The sequence below is a fragment of the Cronobacter sp. 153480017-3 genome, assembly GCF_053627815.1.
Map to the genome: position 1 here is coordinate 744,695 of NZ_JBSEYN010000001.1, position 20,053 is coordinate 764,747.

Below are 20,053 nucleotides of genomic sequence, written 5' to 3' on the forward strand. Positions count from 1 at the left end.
CGCCCGTTATCAAAACATAGCTCAAGGCGGAGGTTCTGCCAGAGCGGGCGCGTGGAAAGTTGACCCGCTGCGAATGCTCAACTACAGGATCTGTATCCCAGCGAAACAGGCGAGCCAGCATGACCGTAAACACACCGCCGCTCATCGGCGTATTGATGTGTCAGAGTAATCAGGACGAGCAGTTAATCTTAACGGTGGAAAATCTTTATCTGGCACCGCTTTATCACTCTGGTGCCGTGGCCATTCCCCTGCCCCACCATCTGGCGGACGATCCGCTCTATCTGGCGGCAGCGCTGAAATCGCTGAGCGGGATTTTTCTGCCTGGCAGCCCGTGCAACATTGAGCCGCACCACTACGGCGAGGAGGCGCAGGAGACCAGCAACGATCCGGGGCGCGACAAACTGGCGTTGATGCTGGTACGTCACGCGCTGAATACCGGCCTGCCGCTGCTTGGTTCATGCCGCGGCGTGCATGAAATGGTGGTCGCGACCGGCGGAAAGCTCTGGCGGCAACTGCATAATGTCGAAGGGCTGCGCGAGCATGAAGTGAACCCGAACGGCAGTCCGGAGGCGAAATTCGCGCCGGTACACGGGCTTGAGATAACGCCCGGCGGCTGGCTCGACAGCTGGGTCGCGCCCGGCGAAACGGTGCGGGTGAATACGCTGCATCAGCAAGGGATACGCGAGGTGGGGCCCGGCGTGTTTATCGAGGCGCGCGCCGACGACGGGCTGATTGAGGCTATCAGTATTCCGGAGCACCCGTTCGCCTTCGGGGTACAGTGGCACCCGGAATGGGGCGCGCTGCACGACGAGCCGCTCTCAAAACAGATTTTTGACGCCTTTGTGGCCGCCTGCCGTGTCTGGCAGGCTGACCATCAGGCGCTTACTCCATTGGCATAACGAGCGGGTCCGGGTAGAGATACTCAAACCCCAGTTCATGGCAGATCCGGTTGCCGTCAATCAGCTTGCCTCTGGTGCCCGCCGGGCTTTCGCTAAAGCGCGGCGGCTCAAGGCCAAGCTGGCGCGCCATCACCGGATAAAACTCCGCGCGCGTCGGGTGTTGCGGGGCGCACAGGTTATAAATATGCCCGCCTTTGGGCGACTGCAACAGGAGGGTAATGGCACCGATCACGTCCTCAAGATGCACGAGATTGACGCCATGTCCGCCGTTCGGGCCCGTTTTACCCGCAAAGAAACGCCCCGGATGACGCCCCGGGCCGACAAGCCCCGCCAGGCGCAAAATATCCACTGACGTACCCGGTAAATTATGCAGCCATTGCTCAAGCTCTCTTAACACGCGCCCGCTTTCAGTGACCGGATTTGCGGGCGTCGTTTCTTTGCAGATGCCTTCCGCCTCGCCGTAGACCGAGGTGGAGCTGGTAAAGATAATCCGTGGGATCTGGTGCGCCAGGGCGCTGTCCACCACCTGCTGCACCGCCTGTAAGTAATATTCGCCGTTGCCGCCGGTACGCCGCGCGGGCAGCGTCACCACCAGCGCGTCGGCGTTAAACAGCGCCTCCAGATCGTCACTGTCGCACACCATTTCCGGCAACAGCTCCAGCTGATAGCTTTCGATACCGCACATACGTGCGGCTTCCACGCCGTCAGCCGTGGTTTTGCTGCCAGCGACCTGCCAGCCACGGGCATTAAGCGCGAGCGCCAGCGGCATACCCAACCACCCTAATCCGACAATCGCGACCTTTTTCATTGCGTTCTCCTGCTCCGTCTTTGCGTCTGCCTCTTTTCAGGCTACGCCAGCCGCCGCAGGCTGACAATTGATGTAGTGAATATGAAAGGTTTTAATGATGAAAAAAAGCCCTTGCCTTCTCTGCCCGGTATGGTTTACGGTTAAGACAGGTTTTGAATAAGCATTCAACAAGAGAATTTTATGACACGCGTTCAGTTTAACAACCACCACCATCACCATCATCCTGATTAGTCTTTCAGGCGATGTGTGCTGGAAGACGATCGGATCTTCCAGTGGTGCATGAACGCTAAGAGAGCCCCCGGAAGATCATCTTCCGGGGGCTTTTTTATTGGGCGTTGGCAGACGAATTTAACGAGATCAATAAGGATAAGGCGAGATGACAGACAACAACCGTTTACGCATAGCTATTCAGAAATCCGGCCGTTTAAGCGATGATTCGCGCGAACTGCTGGCCCGCTGCGGCATAAAAATTAATCTGCACACCCAGCGTCTGATAGCGCTGGCGGAGAATATGCCTATTGACATCCTGCGCGTGCGCGATGACGATATTCCGGGCCTGGTAATGGATGGCGTGGTCGATCTCGGCATCATCGGCGAAAACGTGCTGGAAGAAGAGCTGCTGACCCGCCGCGCTCAGGGCGACGACCCGCGCTACTACACACTGCGTCGCCTCGATTTCGGCGGCTGCCGCCTCTCGCTCGCCACGCCGGTCGATGATGTCTGGGAAGGCCCGGAAAGCCTGAATAATAAACGTATCGCCACCTCTTACCCGCACCTGCTTAAACGTTATCTCGATCAAAAAGGCGTGCAGTTTAAATCCTGCCTGCTGAACGGCTCGGTGGAAGTCGCCCCGCGCGCCGGGCTTGCCGACGCCATCTGCGATTTAGTCTCCACCGGTGCGACCCTTGAGGCCAACGGCCTGCGCGAAGTGGAAGTGATTTACCGCTCGAAAGCCTGTCTTATCCAGCGCGACGGCGAGATGCCTGCCGTGAAGCAGCAGCTTATCGACAAACTGCTGACCCGTATCCAGGGCGTTATCCAGGCGCGCGAATCGAAATACATCATGCTGCACGCGCCGACCGAGCGCCTCGATGAAGTCATCGCCCTGCTGCCGGGTGCCGAGCGCCCGACTATTCTGCCGCTGGCAGGCGATCAGCAGCGCGTGGCGATGCACATGGTGAGCAGCGAAACCCTGTTCTGGGAAACCATGGAAAAACTGAAAGCGCTGGGCGCCAGCTCCATTCTGGTGCTGCCGATTGAGAAGATGATGGAGTGACCGCCATGACCTTTACGACGATCGTTGACTGGAACGCCTGTAGCGCACAGCAGCAGCGTGAACTGCTGATGCGCCCGGCCATCTCGGCATCAGAAAGCATTACCCGCACGGTGGCGGAGATCCTTGATACCGTCAAAGCCCGCGGCGACGCGGCGCTGCGTGAATACAGCGCGAAGTTTGATAAAACCGACGTTGCGGCGCTAAAAGTCACCGCTGAAGCGATCGACGCCGCCGCCGCGCGTCTTGACGATAACGTCAAACAGGCGATGGCCGTTGCCGTCGCGAATATTGAGAAATTCCACCGCGCCCAGCAGCTCGCGCCTGTCGATATCGAAACCCTGCCTGGCGTGCGCTGCCAGCAGGTGACGCGCCCGGTGGCGTCGGTCGGGCTTTATATTCCGGGCGGCTCCGCGCCGCTCTTCTCGACGGTGCTGATGCTCGCGACGCCCGCGCGCATCGCGGGCTGCAAACGCGTGGTGCTCTGCTCTCCGCCGCCCATCGCCGATGAAATTCTCTATGCCGCGAAGCTCTGCGGCGTGCAGGAAGTCTTTCAGGCAGGCGGCGCGCAGGCGATTGCCGCGCTCGCCTTTGGGACGGAAAGCGTGCCGAAAGTGGATAAAATTTTCGGGCCGGGTAACGCCTTTGTGACCGAAGCCAAACGCCAGGTCAGCCAGCGTCTCGACGGCGCAGCGATCGATATGCCCGCAGGGCCTTCCGAAGTGCTGGTGATTGCCGACAGCGGCGCGACGCCGGATTTCGTCGCCTCCGATTTACTCTCGCAGGCCGAGCACGGCCCGGATTCGCAGGTGATTCTGCTCACACCGGACGCGGCGATGGCGCAGGCCGTGGCCGACGCCACTGCCCGCCAGCTTGAGGCGCTGCCGCGCGCGCAAACCGCCCGCCAGGCGCTCTCGGCAAGCCGCATCATCGTGGCGCGCGATCTCGCGCAGTGCGTGACTATCTCTAACCAGTACGGCCCGGAGCACTTAATCATCCAGACCCGCAACGCGCGCGAGCTGGTCGATGACATCACCAGCGCAGGCTCCGTCTTTTTAGGCGACTGGTCACCGGAATCAGCGGGCGACTACGCCTCCGGCACCAACCATGTATTGCCGACATACGGCTACACCGCCACCAGCTCAAGCCTCGGTCTGGCGGATTTCCAGAAGCGTATGACGGTGCAGGAATTAACACCCGCGGGCTTTTCCGCGCTGGCTGAAACCATCGAAACCCTGGCGGCGGCAGAACAGCTTACCGCCCACAAAAACGCCGTGACGCTGCGTGTGGCAGCCCTGAAGGAGCAAGCATGAGCATTGAAGAACTCGCGCGCGAGAACGTGCGCACTCTGACGCCCTATCAGTCTGCGCGTCGTCTTGGCGGCAATGGCGATGTGTGGCTGAACGCGAATGAATACCCGCTGCCTGTGGAGTTTCAGTTGACCGCGCAGACGCTCAACCGCTACCCGGAGTGCCAGCCGAAACGCGTCATTGAGCGTTACGCGCAATACGCCGGCGTGAAACCTGAGCAGGTGCTGGTCAGCCGCGGCGCGGATGAGGGCATTGAGCTGCTGATCCGCGCCTTCTGCGAGCCGGGCCGTGACGCCGTGCTCTACTGCCCGCCGACCTACGGCATGTATAGCGTCAGCGCCGAAACCAGTGGCGTGGAGTGCCGCACCGTGCAGGCAACGGACGGCTGGCAGCTTGATCTGCCAGCGATTGCCGAACAGCTTGACGGCGTTAAGGTCATTTTCGTCTGTAGCCCTAATAACCCGACCGGCCAGTTGATTAACCCGCAGGATCTACGCACGTTGCTGGAGATGGCGCGCGGCAAAGCCATTGTGGTGGCGGATGAAGCCTATATTGAGTTCTGCCCGCAGGCGACGCTCGCAGGCTGGCTTGGCGAATACCCGCACCTCGTCGTGCTGCGCACGCTCTCTAAAGCCTTTGCGCTCGCCGGGCTGCGCTGCGGCTTTACGCTCGCGAATGAAGAGGTCATTAACCTGCTGCTGAAAGCGATCGCCCCCTACCCGCTCTCAACGCCAGTGGCGGATATCGCCGCCCAGGCATTAAGCCCGGAAGGCATTGCTGCGATGCGCGAGCGCGTGGCGCAGGTGCTGGCTAACCGTGATGCCTTGATCGCGGGCCTGCGCGAGACGCCGTGCGTCGAGGCGGTTTTCGATAGTGAAACCAACTATGTGCTGGCGCGCATTACCGCCTCCAGCGCGGTATTTAAATCGCTGTGGGATCAGGGCATTATCTTAAGAGACCAGAACAGACAACCGACACTCAGCGGCTGCCTGCGCATTACCGTCGGCACCCGCGAAGAGTGCCAGCGCGTGATTGACGCCCTGCGTGACCAACCCGGCCTTGCGGCCACGGAGCGAGTATGAGCCAGAAGTATCTCTTTATTGACCGCGACGGCACGCTGATTGCCGAGCCGCCGGAAGATTTCCAGGTCGATCGTTTTGACAAGCTGGCCTTTGAGCCGGACGCTGTCCCGGTACTGCTGCAACTGCAAAAAGCGGGCTTTAAGCTGGTGATGATCACTAATCAGGACGGTCTTGGCACCGCCAGCCTGCCGCAGGCGGATTTCGACGGCCCGCATAACCTGATGATGCAAATTTTTACCTCTCAGGGTGTGCTCTTTGAGGACGTGCTGATCTGCCCGCACTTCCCGACGGACAACTGCGACTGCCGCAAGCCTAAAACAAAGCTGGTCGAGCGTTATCTCGAACCGGGCGTGATGGACGCGGCGAACAGCTATGTGATTGGCGATCGCGCGACTGACGTGGAGCTTGCCGATAACATGGGCATTACAGGCCTGCGTTATAACCGTGCCGATCTGAACTGGGCCGCCATCGGCGAGCACCTGACAAAGCGCGATCGCTACGCGCACGTTGAGCGCAGCACCCGCGAAACCCAGATTGACGTTAAAGTATGGCTGGACCGCGAAGGCGGCAGCAAAATCAACACCGGCGTCGGCTTCTTCGACCATATGCTGGACCAGATAGCCACCCACGGCGGCTTTCGCATGGAAATCGGCGTCAAAGGCGATCTCTATATCGACGATCACCACACCGTTGAAGATACCGGGCTGGCGCTCGGCGAAGCCCTGAAGCTGGCGCTTGGCGACAAGCGCGGCATCAACCGCTTCGGCTTTGTGCTGCCGATGGATGAGTGTCTCGCGCGCTGCGCGCTCGATATCTCCGGGCGTCCGCACCTCGAATATAAAGCCGAGTTCAATTATCAGCGCGTGGGCGATCTCAGCACCGAGATGGTGGAACACTTCTTCCGCTCGCTCTCCTACACCATGGGCGTCACGCTGCACCTGAAAACCAAAGGCAAAAACGACCATCACCGCGTCGAAAGCCTGTTTAAAGCGTTTGGCCGCACGCTGCGCCAGGCGATCCGTGTCGAAGGCGAAACGCTGCCCTCTTCAAAAGGAGTGCTGTGATGAACGTGGTGATTCTGGATACCGGCTGCGCCAACCTGCACTCGGTACAGTCGGCGGTGCGCCGCCACGGCTATGAGCCGGTCGTGAGCCGCGACCCGGATCTGGTATTGCGCGCCGATAAACTCTTTCTGCCGGGCGTCGGCACCGCCGAGGCGGCGATGCAGCAAATTATCGAGCGCGATCTGGTGGATTTAATCAAAGCCTGTACCCAGCCGGTGCTGGGGATCTGTCTTGGAATGCAGCTGCTCGGCAGCCGCAGCGAAGAGAATAATGGCGTGGATCTGCTGGGCATTATCGATCAGCCGGTGCCGAAAATGACCGACCACGGCCTGCCGCTGCCGCACATGGGCTGGAACCGCGTGTATGCCAAAGCGGGCGACCGGCTGTTTCGCGGTATTGAGGATGGCGCCTGGTTTTACTTCGTGCACAGCTACGCGATGCCGGTGAACGCGAACACGATCGCACAGTGCACCTATGGCGAGGCGTTCACCGCCGCGGTGCAGAAAGATAACTTCTGGGGGGTGCAGTTCCACCCGGAACGTTCAGGAGCCGCGGGCGCGCAGCTGCTGAAAAACTTCCTGGAGATGTAAATGATTATTCCGGCTCTGGATTTAATTGACGGCATGGTGGTGCGCCTGCATCAGGGCGATTACGGTCAGCAGCGCGACTATGGCCGCGACCCGCTGCCGCGCCTGCAGGATTACGAAGCGCAGGGCGCGAAGCTGCTGCATCTGGTGGATTTAACCGGCGCGAAAGATCCGGCGAAACGCCAGATTGCGCTCATTCAAAAGCTGGTGGCGGGCGTCAACGTGCCGGTGCAGGTCGGCGGCGGCGTGCGCAGCGAAGATGACGTGGCGGCGCTGCTGGACGCAGGCGTGGCGCGCGTGGTGGTGGGCTCAACGGCGGTAAAAGCGCCGCAGGACGTGCAGCGCTGGTTTCAGCGTTTCGGCGCCGACGCGCTGGTACTGGCGCTGGATGTGCGTATCGACGACGCCGGCAACAAACAGGTGGCGGTCAGCGGCTGGCAGGAAAATTCCGGCGTGACGCTGGAAACGCTGGTGGAGAGCTATCTCCCCGCGGGGCTGAAGCATGTGCTGTGCACGGATATCTCCCGCGACGGGACGCTGTCTGGCTCGAACGTGGCGCTGTATGAAGAAGTCTGCGCGCGTTATCCGCAGGTGGCGTTCCAGTCCTCCGGCGGCATCGGCGAACTGTCAGACATTCGCGCGCTGCGCGGCAGCGGTGTCGGCGGCGTGATCGTCGGTCGCGCGCTGCTGGAAGGCAAATTTAACGTAACGGAGGCGATCCAATGCTGGCAAAACGGATAATCCCCTGTCTGGACGTACGCGACGGGCAAGTCGTCAAAGGCGTGCAGTTTCGCAACCATGAAATCATCGGCGACATCGTGCCGCTCGCGAAACGCTACGCCGAAGAAGGCGCCGATGAACTGGTCTTTTACGATATCACCGCCTCAAGCGATGGCCGCGTGGTGGATAAGAGCTGGGTCACACGCGTGGCAGAAGTCATCGATATCCCCTTCTGTGTGGCGGGCGGGATCAAAACGCTGGAAGACGCGGCGCAAATTCTCTCCTTCGGCGCGGACAAAATTTCCGTCAATTCCCCGGCGCTGGCCGATCCAACGCTTATCACAAGGCTTGCGGATCGCTTCGGCGTGCAGTGCATCGTGGTGGGCATCGATACCTGGTTTGATGAAGAGACCGGCAAATATCACGTCAACCAGTACACCGGCGACGAAAGCCGCACCCGCGTGACCCAGTGGGAAACGCTGGACTGGGTGCGGGAAGTGCAGCAGCGCGGCGCGGGTGAAATTGTGCTGAACATGATGAACCAGGACGGCGTGCGTAACGGCTATGATCTCGTACAGCTGAAAAAAGTGCGTGAGGCGTGCCGCGTGCCGCTTATCGCCTCCGGCGGTGCCGGGACGATGGAACACTTCCTGGACGCCTTTCGCGAGGCAAACGTCGACGGGGCGCTGGCCGCGTCAGTGTTCCACAAACAGATTATTAATATTGGCGAGCTGAAAGCGTTTCTGGCTCAGCAAGGCGTGGAGATACGGGTGTGTTAACAGAACAACAGCGGGCTCAACTGGACTGGGCAAAAACCGACGGGCTGCTGCCGGTCGTGGTGCAGCATGCGGTTTCCGGCGAGGTGCTGATGCTGGGTTACATGAATCAGGAGGCGCTGCGCGAAACCGAGCAGAGCGGCAAGGTCACGTTTTTCTCGCGCACGAAGGGGCGTCTTTGGACCAAAGGCGAAACCTCCGGCCATTTTCTCAATGTGGTGAGCATTACGCCGGACTGCGATAACGATACGCTGCTGGTGCTGGCTAACCCGATTGGGCCAACCTGCCATCTCGGTACCACCAGCTGCTTTGGCGAGGCGCATCACCAGTGGCACTTCCTTTATCAGCTTGAAGAACTGCTGGCCGCGCGTAAAACCGCGTCGCCGGAAAGCTCTTACACAGCGAAGCTCTACGCCAGCGGCACCAAGCGTATCGCGCAAAAAGTGGGTGAAGAAGGCGTGGAGACGGCGCTTGCTGCAACCGTACACGACCGCGAAGAGCTGGTGAACGAAGCCTCTGACCTGGTGTATCACCTGCTGGTGCTGCTTCAGGATCAGGAGCTCGATCTCAGCGCGGTGATTGAAAACCTGCGCGGACGGCACAAATAATCCTTCGGGCATGACGCATAAAAAAAGGCCGCATCACGCGGCCTTTTTTAATACTGAGAGATTAGCGCACTCTGTTGGCGCTGTGTTCGCGAATCGCGTTGCGACACAGCACAATACCGCAGCCGATTAACCCGCCGAGAAGGACAGAAAGCACCAGCACCAGCGCGCGTTTCGGGCTGTCACGGCGCAGGGGTTCGGTCGGCTTCATTACATAGCGATACGCATGCAGTGAAGATTCGTCGATTTTAAGCTTCGAGATATCCAGCAGGTTTTGTTTAGTCTGGTAATACGCATCACTAAAGACCAGCGGACGCGTCGATTCATTTTTAATCATCGATGAGAGCGCCTCGCTGCCCAACAGGAACAGCGTATCCTGTGTGACTTCCTGCGCCTGCGGCATCTGTGGCGAAGTGACATTCGATTCCTGCGCGAATTTAAGCGCTTCGGCGATCTGCTTGATACGCAGTTCTTTCTGCTCCTGCGCCACTTTCTCCTGCGTCGCAAGCGATTCCTGCAGCTCTTGCTGACGGGCAGTCACGTTATCGGTAAGGTCTTTATTCAGCTCTTTGGCGATTTGCTCATCCACCTGCTGAATGTATTCCGCCAGTTTTTTCTGCGCTGACTGTGCGGTTGCTCCCTGATAAGTCACTTTCAGCGGCAGCGGCTGGCCTTTTACTGCCGTATCGATGGTTAACTGTTCTGGCTCTTGCTGGTTTTGCAGCGTTTCAGACAGCGCGGAAAACGCAGAGCTGAAACGCCCCACTACGCGCTGCTGCACGTCGGTGACGTTGGGCGCAGCATTGCCATACAGGATATTCATGGCGTTGTTGTAACTGGCTATCTGACCGGCATCCGGCATGGTCACGATAGCTGTCGATGTCCATTTTTCTTTAGCGACGAAAAGATAAAGTACGGCAAGCACGATCATCACGACGATCGTGGTAATGATAGTGACCTTCCCCCGCCAAAGCTGCGCCAGAAGGTCGAATAAATCGATTTGTTCCTGGTTACTATTGCTGCGGTGAAAAGCGTCACCCTGAAATTCTTTGCTCATAGAGTCCTTATTTGTCATCTAGTTATTATGAGAAAGCCACACCCGCCTTGAGTGTAGATGCAAGGCATTATAATTGCATAGCCAGGCGCAAAAGAGAGCTGGGAAAATACTGAAAAACAAGGCGCTTACTGGTTGCTTTTAAGGCAGTGCACGGCTTCTGGTACTGTCATCAGACGTAAAAAAAGCCCGGCGAAACCACCGGGCTTGTCTTTTGAATCAGTAAAACCTTATTCCATCCACTCGGTGTGGAATACGCCTTCTTTATCGGTGCGCTTGTAGGTATGCGCCCCAAAGTAGTCACGCTGTGCCTGAATCAGGTTCGCTGGCAGTACCGCAGAACGGTAGCTGTCGTAGTAAGCGATAGCGGCGGAGAAGGTCGGAGTCGGGATACCGTTCTGTACGGCATACGCCACAACATCGCGCAACGCCTGCTGATAGTCATCAGCGGCTTTCTTGAAGTACGGCGCCAGCAGCAGGTTCGCGATGGACGGATTCTCTGCGTAGGCGTCAGTGATTTTCTGCAGGAACTGAGCACGAATAATGCAGCCCGCGCGGAAGATCTTCGCGATTTCGCCGTAGTTCAGATCCCAGTTGTACTCTTCAGACGCAGCGCGCAGCTGAGAGAAGCCCTGCGCGTAAGAGACGATTTTACCGAGGTACAGCGCGCGACGGACTTTCTCGATAAATTCGCCTTTATCGCCTGCGAACGGTTTCGCCTGCGGGCCGCTCAGCACTTTGGATGCCGCGACGCGCTGCTCTTTCAGAGAGGAGATATAACGCGCGAATACCGATTCAGTAATCAGGGACAGCGGTTCGCCGAGATCCAGCGAGCTCTGGCTGGTCCACTTACCAGTACCTTTGTTGGCGGCTTCGTCCAGAATGACGTCAACCAGGTAGTTACCGTCTTCATCTTTTTTGGTGAAGATATCTTTGGTGATATCGATAAGGTAGCTGCTGAGCTCGCCTTCGTTCCACTCAGCGAAGGTTTTCGCCAGATCTTCGTTGGACAGGTTCAGACCGTGCTTCAGCAGGGAATAGGCTTCTGCGATAAGCTGCATATCGCCGTATTCGATACCGTTGTGCACCATTTTCACGTAGTGACCCGCGCCGTCTGGCCCGATATAAGTCACGCACGGTTCACCTTCCGCTACGGCCGCGATCTCTTTGAGGATCGGCGCAACCAGCTCATAAGCTTCTTTCTGGCCGCCAGGCATGATGGACGGGCCTTTCAGGGCGCCCTCTTCGCCACCGGAGACGCCGGTGCCGATAAAGTTAAAGCCTTCTTCGGAGAGTTCACGGTTACGACGGATGGTGTCCTGGAAGAAGGTGTTACCGCCATCAATAATGATGTCGCCTTTTTCCAGATAAGGCTTCAGGGAGTCGATAGCCGCATCGGTACCGGCACCTGCTTTCACCATCAGCAGGATACGGCGCGGGGTTTCCAGCGACTCGACAAACTCCTGAACGGTATAATAAGGAACCAGTTTTTTGCCCGGATTTTCGGCAATCACTTCTTCAGTTTTGTCACGAGAGCGGTTGAATACGGAGACGGTATAACCACGGCTTTCAATGTTGAGCGCCAGGTTGCGCCCCATGACTGCCATACCGACGACGCCGATCTGTTGCTTGGACATTACATACTCCTGTCAGGTGTGGTCACCGCGACTTGTGCGCGGGTGTTATGTAGCTACGATGTTAACTCATAGATAGCGAATTTGAATAGAAATTGATAAAAGCAAAGTTATAACTGAGCGAAGAATGCTCATTGGTAAACCTTATCGTTCCAGGGCATTCCGAATAGGATTTCAAAGTTAATAAAGTCAAAACATTTATAATTAAAAAGTGTATTAGCTACTTTTAGTGACGCCATGTTTTTTTACTGCTCGAACAACATAGAATGAAAAATACCATGCTGACTTTATAGAATTAAATTTTAGGTAAGTTCTGTAAAACGACCATTGTGATGAAAGAATTTTTATCTTATTTGAAGAAAGACTTTCATGTCCCTCTCTATAAAACGCAAGTTCTTCTGGTAAACACCAGGCATAATCAATTTTTTCTAGTATTTTTAGCCATAAAGCCATATCCTGGCGTTTGCGAATTTCAGGCATATAAACCTTACCAAGCTTTTGAGCATCATATATCGCAGTTAGGCATCCTATAACATTAGATTTTAAAAGCTCAGAATAGTTAACTCGTGCTGGAGGATTGATATGGCCTATTACGTTACCTTTCTGATTGATTTTTTTATATGCAGTGTAAGTCAATGCATAGTTGTTGTTAAGCATGAAGGCTACTTGTCTGGACAGTTTTTCCGGATGCCACATATCATCACTATCCAAAAAAGCAATAAAGCGCCCTTTTGCATTTTTAATACAATTATTACGGGATATACCAGCGCCTGAATTCTTATCGTTGAAAAATAGTTTTATTCGTGGTTCTTTATTAGCAAACTCTTTTAACAAACGGATAGTGCCATCACTCGAACAATCATCAGTTATGATTAATTCCCAGTTGGTATAGGTTTGCCTAATGATTGAATTTATACTATCAGCGATAGTTAACTCAGAATTCCAGCTAGGCATAATAATTGATACAAGATTACTCATCATTTCTTTTATAATTGCCTCTAAAAGAATTCAAATCAAGATTAAAATAATTCATAGCGTTTAAAAATTGTTGCGTATTCTGATCGTTTAGTACGTTTATCTTCTCGAGGCCTTTTGTGAAGCCAGTGATAATCGGTGTAAAATGCGTACTGTCATCATTGATCAAAATAGCGTTATATCCGCGAGCTGTAGTTAGCGCTTTATACCAAATGTCATCGGCATAGGGACACAGTTTATTTATCGCCTCGTAATCGGCTACACGTGCGTCGAGCGAATCTCTAGGATAACACACGCCTGATACACCTGTGGGAAGTAACTCATTGCCTGTTATTTCTTTTCTTCGCGCAAGCGGCCAGACTGGATAAGCGACGAGACTACCTGCATCGTTAAACAGAATAGCACGGCCTCTATAACAGTAAACAGCATCAGGATTATCACTTATATTAGATTTAAAACCATCGATCCAATTTGTTGGGTAAAATACGTCGTCGTCAGCGGTAATATAGAAATCGTAATCAGGATAATAACCAGGTACAAAAGAAAGTTTTTTATAAGATCTAACATCATTATCTACAAAAAATATTTCCAGCCCTCGCTTTTGCTGTCGGGATAAAATCCATCTCGCTATTCCCTGAGGTTTATCCTTTTTATGTAACCACATTACTATTTTTGCAGGGCGAACGTGTTGATGCAAGATACTCTCAATTGTCAAGAAAACAAAATTCTTACGTAAACCATAGCTAGTTAGCGTTACTAAAAATGTCGAATTTTTGTCAACCCCAGATGATTGAGAAAAAATTGCTCTGAAAAAGTAATATATGCTTTTTTTTATTGACTTGCATAACAGTATAATTTTTTTATCGAGTCTCATCGTAACTTTCCCCAGAGAATAAAGTTATATTTCTGAACTTTATTTTCCTTTCAAAAATAGTATAGAAAATCAAAATTAAAACAGTAACCTCAAACGGCATTAACAGGTAGTAGTAGTAATCAAACCAACTAAAAAAAAGAAACGACGTAATAAACGTATATATAATTAAAAAACATTGACTACGCTTCGCAAACCACAGCAATAAATATATGCAGAAAAACATGAAGAAATAGAAAACATATGCATAATACCCTCCGGCCAGCAACAGAGTACCCCATAGCGTTGGAACATTTCCAGTCGTACCAGTAATTTTATTGATTACGACAAAATACTTTGGGAGCGTTAGGTTTATCAAGTCGTCATTTAGTATTACATTGATTATATTGACCGGACCGGAAAAAAGCCCAAGAATGTCGCTTGGTATAAATGCATTATATAAACCATCAGAAATGTATACAGAAAATGTTAGAAGTCCCGAATAAAGATAGCCAAAGAAATGAATCATTATTTCTATTAATACAGTATTATAATCAACGTTTTCAGAACCTTCTCTAAAAAAAACCTTCATAAAATAGACTGAGAAAAATAAAGAAACGAGTAAAAATGCCAAAATCAGCGAAATAAACAAGAACTTTCTAATAGAGAGCTTTATATATCCAGCCACTATAGAGTACCAAAACATCCATACAAGCGGGATCATTACCCAATATTTAACTTGCTTCATAAATAAAAGCACAAGCACAAAAACTAGCAGTAAGAAAACGGATTTGGTTCTTTTAGAGTAATATGCTTTTAGCAAAAATGGTATTAAAGCAACCAGGATAGCAAAAAAATGACCCGCGATGCCATAAGTGAGAGTCCCCTCAAAATCATCGCTTACAAAAGATCCAACCTCACTCCATCCTTTATAAATAAAAAAACAACATATAAGAGAAACCACTACTGTTATATTTATTATATTTTTCCGAATTTTAAGTCCGTAATATTTATCTGTCACACGAGTATTAAGAACAATGCCTTTGCTGAGAAATGACATCCCAAATGCACAGCTTAGACTTGCAAAAAGCCCGACAACATAAAATGTTGTTATAAAAAAGTAAACATTTGACTCTACAGGTAAAAAACCAAGAGACTCGCCTATGGCAGCATGTATAAACAATATTACATATATACCGATAACAGAAATCATTGAAGGCGTAATTTTTCGCCATATATAATAATCAAGACACGAACCGAAAAACAAAGACACAACAAATAAATAAAACATATTTACACCAATTTTTATAAAAGTAGATGCAATATAATTTAGATTGCATCTTTTTTAGTAAAGTTAATGATATGTCGCCTAATCTTCCGAACAATATAAATAGGTCTTAAGCTTAAATGGATGACATCCAGCGATCTCGACAAAAAGCTGACTTTATTCCCGGTTAACTTTGCAATTAACTTCTTTCCATATAATAATGTTAGAGCATCCAGTTTTAGCGCTTTATAATATATACCTTCGATATCGTTAATTTTAAACATCTTGTCGATATTAATCAGATCGTTCAAAAAGTTATAGTTAACATAACGGTGAGAATGTTTCGATGCAGAATTTGCCACACGGTAGTACACTGTAATCGCTTTCAAAAAATACAGTTTGTAGCCCTTTTTAGTGAAGCGAAGCCATAATGGTAAGTCTTCAATCGTGCTGAAACTTTCGTCAGCATAACCAACATCAATTAGAGCTGAACGACGTATAAATGATGCAGGTGCAATATTGAAGCTTTTAAATCTTAAATAATTATATTGTTGTTCAGCATCCAGGCTAAAAAAAGGCATATTATATGGCTCAGGAGTTATTTTTTTTATCCGTCCGAACCATTTCATTTGACTAAATACAATACTACACCCGGAATTATTCTGAATATACTCCATGTTTTTATCAATGCAATCAGTACTTAGAAGATCATCTGCGCCTATTGTTTTTATCCATTCAGATGTGCAGGATTGCCAGCCAATGTTACAATTTTTAGAAACGCCCTGATTGATAATATTTTTTTTGAAAACAACTTTTGAAAATTTTGATGCGTTTTTAGTAATCCAGTTTTCAACAACGATTGTCGTGTCATCAGTAGAAGCATCATCTGATATGATAAGCTCTATATTAGCAGGCCCATAACTTTGATTTAAAATACTATCTAAAGTTTCTACTATAGTTTTCGCTGAGTTATAAGTAACAATTACTACTGAAACAACATCTTTCATTATTGCCTATCCTGGTTAATTATTCTTTTTAAATTACCATATACAAAGATAAAGTATAAAATGTAATTCAATAAGTATCCCCAATTTGCACCATTAACTCCCAGATGCGAAATCATAATCCAACTTATTAACACGAATGTTGTGGAAAAAAATATTTCAGAAAACACGAACCAGCGAGTAGCGCCTCTGGCTAACATCGGAAAAGCATATAGCCACGCCAGGATTTTGATGACGTCCCCCACAAGTTGAATGCTGAATAAGTCTCTCGCAGGTTGAAAATCGCTTGTAAAAAGTAAAAATATAGCGACATCGCGAAGCAAATAAACTAACAACGCTAAAATAATAACCACAGGAAGAATAACTCTTGCTGTTTTATTTATTTCCCACCGTATCTCAACACCACTCTTCAAGCTTGCAAGTTGAGGCAAATAATATGTACTCAATGCCATAGTAATAATGGCAAGATAAACTTCAGAGATTTTCCATACCGCCTGCCATTGTCCTGTCGCACTCCAACCCACTTCGGAAATTAATATATTTCTTATCAGAATCAATGCAATCGGAGTAGTGATGGCGGATGTAACTGCCATCACTACATAGCCTCCAATTTCTTTTCTATAAGACGAAGATGAGCGGCCAAGCCATAATTTAAATTTAAACCAAGGCTCCTTTATACAAGCAAAAAAAACGACTAGTCCGGCAATCGATGTATTAAGTGATGCAGCAACAAAAGCACCTTTAATATGATAAAAATAAATCATCATAACCATTAATACAGTCGATATTGTTACGGAAATAAACCCTAGCGATACATATTTTTTATAGTGTTTCTGTCCGTTAATAACAGAAACAAATGCCGTATTTATTATTGACAATGGAAGAACTAAACAACCTAATAGTACAACCCAATAATAATCAATAGTATTGAATAGAAATTGAGAAATAGGTTTGCTAAATAATAATACGGTGCCCAGCACTAGCAAAAATATAGAAAATGCCCACTGTAAGGACGCCTGCCACCATCCTGAACATCTTTTATAACCTTCAGTATGCTTTTCAGCCGTATAGCGAACCACCCCATTCCCTACGGGTGCAGTCACAACACCATTAAGCCCAGCAATCACACTTTGTACCTGCCCAAGCATAGCCATTCCAGTAGGCCCCGTATATATAGCAACGACCTTAGCTATCGCAAAACCACTTAACATTTTGAAGAATGTCAGTAAGGCTGTAAAAGCAGTAACAGAGATGATTTTACTCATGCCTTATACTCATTCATGCACTGAATAACATAATCCACCTCGTACTGAGACATATTTGGATCCATTGGCAAAGAAAGTACTTCACGATGGATTTTTTCTGTAACAGGAAGATTAAGACTATTATATTCACTGTAAGCTCTCTGCTTATGAGGGGGAACAGGATAATGTATTAGCGTATCAATATCTTTCTTATGTAAGTATTCTTTCAATGCATCTCTTTGCGCACAGCGAACGACAAATAGATGCCAGACATGATTCACACTTTCACTTACAGTGGGAAGTATTATTTCTTTATTATTTATGCCTAAAAGATATTGGGAGGCAATTCTTCTGCGAGCATCTATTTCGCTATCTAAATGAGGTAATTTAACTCGAAGCATTGCAGCCTGAATTTCATCTAGTCGGCTATTGCATCCCTGATAAATATTTTCATATTTTTTGTGAGATCCATAATTCCTGAGTGCCACTAATGCTTCTTTTAGTTCATCGTTGTCAGTCGTGATGATCCCACCATCGCCTAAAGCACCTAAATTTTTACCGGGATAAAAACTAAAGGCTGATGCATGACCCCAGGCACCAGCTTTTTTATCTCCAAGCATTGCCCCATGCGCTTGCGCTGAATCTTCTAAAACCAATATTCCTTTTTTATTTGCGAATCTACAGATCTCATCCATTGGGTTGATGCATCCATAAAGATGAACAGGAATGATTAATTTTACATCCTGCGTATAACTTCTTTCGATTTGATCTAGCGTTAAATTAAAAGTGTAAGGATCTGGTTCTGTAAGAACAGGGGTTAAATTATTTTCGGTGATCGCTAATACTGAAGCTATATAGGTATTTGCAGGGACAATAACTTTGTCACCGTCCTTGAGTTTTCCTAACAGCTTCCATGCCTTTATAGTAAGGACTAATGCATCCAGTCCATTTGCAACCCCGATAGCATGTTTTGTACCACAATAGGTAGCAAATTCATTCTCAAAATTAGCTACCTGTTGACCATTGATATACCAACCAGAATCAATCACGTTTTCCAATGCCTGCATCAATTCGGTTTTATATTTTTCGTTTATTTTTTTTAAATTTAAAAAGTTAATCATAATAACTCCATTTCATAAAAATCATGTACAACCGCTCTGGCGCCGAAACCTTCTTTTTGAGCGATTAATCCAGTATTGAGATATTGTCCTGCGTTTTCAGTTGATATACCAAAACTTAGATATTTTTTATCAGCATAAATGTCATTGATTAAGGTAAATAATATATAATCTAGTGCACCTATTTGCCGGCCTTGCTGTGTATTGGCCATATATTGTGTATGAATAATATGTCCGTAATCGTAGACCAGAACCCCAGCGAGCCACTGCTCATCCTGCATGGCGGCATAGAGTTTAATATTATGCGGAAATGAGTTCTTTAATTGTTCAAGTTCTGTGATGCTATGTACAGGGCATGCACCAAATTTTGCCAGAACCTCTGAAAGTATTTGATGGAATTTTTTCAAGTCAGACGATTCACAGATCTCCACATTATTTTTTTGTGCTTTAACAATGGTATTCTTACGCGAATCTGAAAGTTTAGGTCTGTTAAAGAGATCAATTACGCTTGAAACGTCTCTGCGGATTAATTTTGCAGAATTTCTGAATAATGCGTATAAATCTTCCTGGGCAGGATACTTTGTAAAAGGATGAGGTATAGCTTTATAAACAACCTTTTTAATACCTTTGTTTTTATAATGTTTATTTATAAGTTCAAATATTTCTAAAACATCCGCTGCATGTAATTCTGGCAGCATAATCAAACCGCCAAAAGTTAATCCTTGGTGGCTATAAATGGTGTCATTCACACGGTTAGCAGGGAAAAGTGCGACAGCTTTACTTTTTTTATATATCATTAAAGAACTATCTTCAAATCGCGCTTCATGATATTTAAAATAATCTATCTCAAAAAGGAAAAGGCCGTTTTTAGCATTTTCGACCACTTGATTCCAATCATTATATTTACTTTTTTCAAGTTCACATATCGAAAGCATCTAAATTACCTTTTCCATAAAAATCACATTACTTTCAGATTTACTAATGACAAAACCAGATTTATGGTAAGCCTTGATAGCTCTGGGATTCAATTCACTGACTTTCAAGTATAGCTTTTTCACCCCACATTTATTGGCAATACATTCGATTTCTTCTATAACGATTTTGCCAATTCCTTTACCCCATAAATCCTTCTCGCCTATATAACCCCAGTATTCTGCGATATCGTTTTTGATGTTTTTTAACCCGGCAACACCAATTTTTCTCGTCCCTAATTGAATACCAAATATCAAATAATCTTTTCTTTCCTTTAGGGAATGAAAAAATTGTAATTGCTGCTCACGAGTAAAATCACTGGTTAAAGTTAATTTTTTTATTTCTGGATCCTGCAGCCATATCCAGCTAAGATCTAAAAACTCACGGTCATAACTTGTTAAAGTTATTCTATCCATTGGTTACCATTTTTTTAAATAGTGAATAATCCCGAATATAGTCAGATTCATCATAATGACTATCAGCAAGTATAAGTAGAACGCAATCAGGAGAAAAATCTGACATTTCTCGCCACATAAAAGAATCAATGTAAAGACCTTGAGAAGGCGAATCCAGAACGATTTCTACTCGTTCTTTACCATCATCAAGTTTAAATCGACACGATCCTTTTATTGCAATAGCCACTTGCTTTAACCTTTGGTGCGCATGGAATCCGCGGCTTACGTTTTCTTTAGTATTAAATAAATAATAAACACGTTTTATTGCAAAAGGGATGTTCTTTTCATCTTCAAGCGATACCAAACTGCCTCGTTCATCACCATGCGTCTGAAGTGGAATGAGTTTAATATCCATG

The 20,053-nt window shown here is 48.8% G+C and carries 22 protein-coding genes and 1 other annotated feature; of the genes, 10 read left to right on the forward strand and 12 right to left on the reverse strand.

The window, feature by feature from the left end; all coding sequences use genetic code 11:
- The first annotated feature begins 119 nt into the window (after positions 1 to 119).
- The gene (locus tag ACUW6V_RS03680; protein WP_029039274.1) at positions 120 to 899 is read left to right on the forward strand and encodes a gamma-glutamyl-gamma-aminobutyrate hydrolase family protein; all 780 of its coding nucleotides are present in this window, start codon (positions 120 to 122) and stop codon (positions 897 to 899) included.
- Here ACUW6V_RS03680 and ACUW6V_RS03685 read toward each other — a convergent pair.
- The gene (locus ACUW6V_RS03685; RefSeq protein WP_104672960.1) at positions 883 to 1,707 is read right to left on the reverse strand and encodes an SDR family oxidoreductase; all 825 of its coding nucleotides are present in this window, start codon (positions 1,705 to 1,707) and stop codon (positions 883 to 885) included. The genes ACUW6V_RS03680 and ACUW6V_RS03685 overlap by 17 nt on opposite strands.
- Before the next feature lie 180 nt (positions 1,708 to 1,887).
- Between ACUW6V_RS03685 and hisL the strand changes: the two genes are divergently transcribed.
- The 9 genes from hisL (at position 1,888) to hisIE (ending at position 9,127) form a co-directional block, all read left to right on the forward strand.
- Positions 1,888 to 1,938 carry a his operon leader peptide gene (hisL, locus tag ACUW6V_RS03690; protein WP_071601073.1) on the forward strand — a complete coding sequence of 17 codons (51 nt, stop codon included), beginning with the start codon at positions 1,888 to 1,890 and terminating at the stop codon, positions 1,936 to 1,938.
- Positions 1,914 to 2,036 (forward strand) — a sequence feature (His leader region). It overlaps the preceding gene by 25 nt.
- Before the next feature lie 47 nt (positions 2,037 to 2,083).
- Positions 2,084 to 2,983, forward strand: a complete 900-nt coding sequence (gene hisG, locus ACUW6V_RS03695; protein WP_004385872.1) for an ATP phosphoribosyltransferase — start codon at positions 2,084 to 2,086, stop codon at positions 2,981 to 2,983.
- Positions 2,984 to 2,988: 5 nt separating this feature from the next.
- Complete coding sequence (hisD, locus tag ACUW6V_RS03700) at positions 2,989 to 4,293, forward strand: histidinol dehydrogenase (RefSeq protein WP_088274682.1); 1,305 nt, start codon at positions 2,989 to 2,991, stop codon at positions 4,291 to 4,293.
- Positions 4,290 to 5,372 (forward strand): histidinol-phosphate transaminase, encoded by a 1,083-nt coding sequence (gene hisC, locus ACUW6V_RS03705; protein ID WP_454038010.1) that lies wholly within the window; start codon positions 4,290 to 4,292, stop codon positions 5,370 to 5,372. Before hisD ends, hisC begins: the two co-directional genes overlap by 4 nt.
- Complete coding sequence (gene hisB, locus ACUW6V_RS03710; RefSeq protein ID WP_097649355.1) at positions 5,369 to 6,436, forward strand: bifunctional histidinol-phosphatase/imidazoleglycerol-phosphate dehydratase HisB; 1,068 nt, start codon at positions 5,369 to 5,371, stop codon at positions 6,434 to 6,436. The genes hisC and hisB overlap by 4 nt, the downstream gene beginning before the upstream one ends.
- A complete protein-coding gene (hisH, locus tag ACUW6V_RS03715) occupies positions 6,436 to 7,026 on the forward strand; it encodes an imidazole glycerol phosphate synthase subunit HisH (protein ID WP_004388507.1) in 591 nt (196 codons plus the stop codon). Before hisB ends, hisH begins: the two co-directional genes overlap by 1 nt.
- On the forward strand, positions 7,027 to 7,764 hold the full coding sequence (gene hisA, locus ACUW6V_RS03720; RefSeq protein WP_076726537.1) for a 1-(5-phosphoribosyl)-5-[(5-phosphoribosylamino)methylideneamino]imidazole-4-carboxamide isomerase: 738 nt from the start codon (positions 7,027 to 7,029) through the stop codon (positions 7,762 to 7,764). It abuts the gene before it with no gap.
- Positions 7,746 to 8,522 (forward strand): imidazole glycerol phosphate synthase subunit HisF, encoded by a 777-nt coding sequence (gene hisF / locus ACUW6V_RS03725; RefSeq protein ID WP_012124346.1) that lies wholly within the window; start codon positions 7,746 to 7,748, stop codon positions 8,520 to 8,522. Before hisA ends, hisF begins: the two co-directional genes overlap by 19 nt.
- On the forward strand, positions 8,516 to 9,127 hold the full coding sequence (hisIE, locus tag ACUW6V_RS03730; RefSeq protein ID WP_012124345.1) for a bifunctional phosphoribosyl-AMP cyclohydrolase/phosphoribosyl-ATP diphosphatase HisIE: 612 nt from the start codon (positions 8,516 to 8,518) through the stop codon (positions 9,125 to 9,127). Before hisF ends, hisIE begins: the two co-directional genes overlap by 7 nt.
- A gap of 61 nt (positions 9,128 to 9,188) precedes the next feature.
- Here the strand turns inward: hisIE and wzzB are convergent, their stop codons facing one another.
- The 11 genes from wzzB to ACUW6V_RS03785 all read right to left on the reverse strand — a co-directional run bounded on the left by wzzB (position 9,189) and on the right by ACUW6V_RS03785 (position 20,052).
- The gene (gene wzzB / locus ACUW6V_RS03735; protein WP_004387999.1) at positions 9,189 to 10,181 is read right to left on the reverse strand and encodes an LPS O-antigen chain length determinant protein WzzB; all 993 of its coding nucleotides are present in this window, start codon (positions 10,179 to 10,181) and stop codon (positions 9,189 to 9,191) included.
- 227 nt (positions 10,182 to 10,408) lie between these two features.
- Positions 10,409 to 11,815: an NADP-dependent phosphogluconate dehydrogenase gene (gene gndA / locus ACUW6V_RS03740; protein ID WP_004387998.1), complete on the reverse strand. Its 1,407-nt coding sequence runs from the start codon at positions 11,813 to 11,815 to the stop codon at positions 10,409 to 10,411.
- A gap of 213 nt (positions 11,816 to 12,028) precedes the next feature.
- Positions 12,029 to 12,793, reverse strand: coding sequence for a glycosyltransferase family 2 protein (locus ACUW6V_RS03745; RefSeq protein ID WP_097641724.1), 765 nt, complete (start codon positions 12,791 to 12,793; stop codon positions 12,029 to 12,031).
- The gene (locus ACUW6V_RS03750; protein WP_104672965.1) at positions 12,783 to 13,661 is read right to left on the reverse strand and encodes a hypothetical protein; all 879 of its coding nucleotides are present in this window, start codon (positions 13,659 to 13,661) and stop codon (positions 12,783 to 12,785) included. Before ACUW6V_RS03750 ends, ACUW6V_RS03745 begins: the two co-directional genes overlap by 11 nt.
- Entirely contained in the window at positions 13,648 to 14,850 is a 1,203-nt protein-coding gene (locus ACUW6V_RS03755; RefSeq protein ID WP_234008198.1) for a DUF6337 family protein, read from the reverse strand. The genes ACUW6V_RS03750 and ACUW6V_RS03755 overlap by 14 nt, the downstream gene beginning before the upstream one ends.
- Before the next feature lie 116 nt (positions 14,851 to 14,966).
- Positions 14,967 to 15,911, reverse strand: coding sequence for a glycosyltransferase family 2 protein (locus tag ACUW6V_RS03760; RefSeq protein WP_454038011.1), 945 nt, complete (start codon positions 15,909 to 15,911; stop codon positions 14,967 to 14,969).
- A complete protein-coding gene (locus tag ACUW6V_RS03765; RefSeq protein WP_454038012.1) occupies positions 15,911 to 17,173 on the reverse strand; it encodes an O-antigen translocase in 1,263 nt (420 codons plus the stop codon). The genes ACUW6V_RS03760 and ACUW6V_RS03765 overlap by 1 nt, the downstream gene beginning before the upstream one ends.
- Entirely contained in the window at positions 17,170 to 18,273 is a 1,104-nt protein-coding gene (locus ACUW6V_RS03770) for a DegT/DnrJ/EryC1/StrS family aminotransferase (RefSeq protein WP_097641720.1), read from the reverse strand. The genes ACUW6V_RS03765 and ACUW6V_RS03770 overlap by 4 nt, the downstream gene beginning before the upstream one ends.
- The gene (locus ACUW6V_RS03775; protein ID WP_454038013.1) at positions 18,270 to 19,205 is read right to left on the reverse strand and encodes a GNAT family N-acetyltransferase; all 936 of its coding nucleotides are present in this window, start codon (positions 19,203 to 19,205) and stop codon (positions 18,270 to 18,272) included. The genes ACUW6V_RS03770 and ACUW6V_RS03775 overlap by 4 nt, the downstream gene beginning before the upstream one ends.
- Positions 19,206 to 19,658 carry a GNAT family N-acetyltransferase gene (locus ACUW6V_RS03780; protein ID WP_012124335.1) on the reverse strand — a complete coding sequence of 151 codons (453 nt, stop codon included), beginning with the start codon at positions 19,656 to 19,658 and terminating at the stop codon, positions 19,206 to 19,208.
- Positions 19,651 to 20,052, reverse strand: coding sequence for a sugar 3,4-ketoisomerase (locus ACUW6V_RS03785; protein WP_014728540.1), 402 nt, complete (start codon positions 20,050 to 20,052; stop codon positions 19,651 to 19,653). Before ACUW6V_RS03785 ends, ACUW6V_RS03780 begins: the two co-directional genes overlap by 8 nt.
- Position 20,053: the final 1 nt, after the last annotated feature.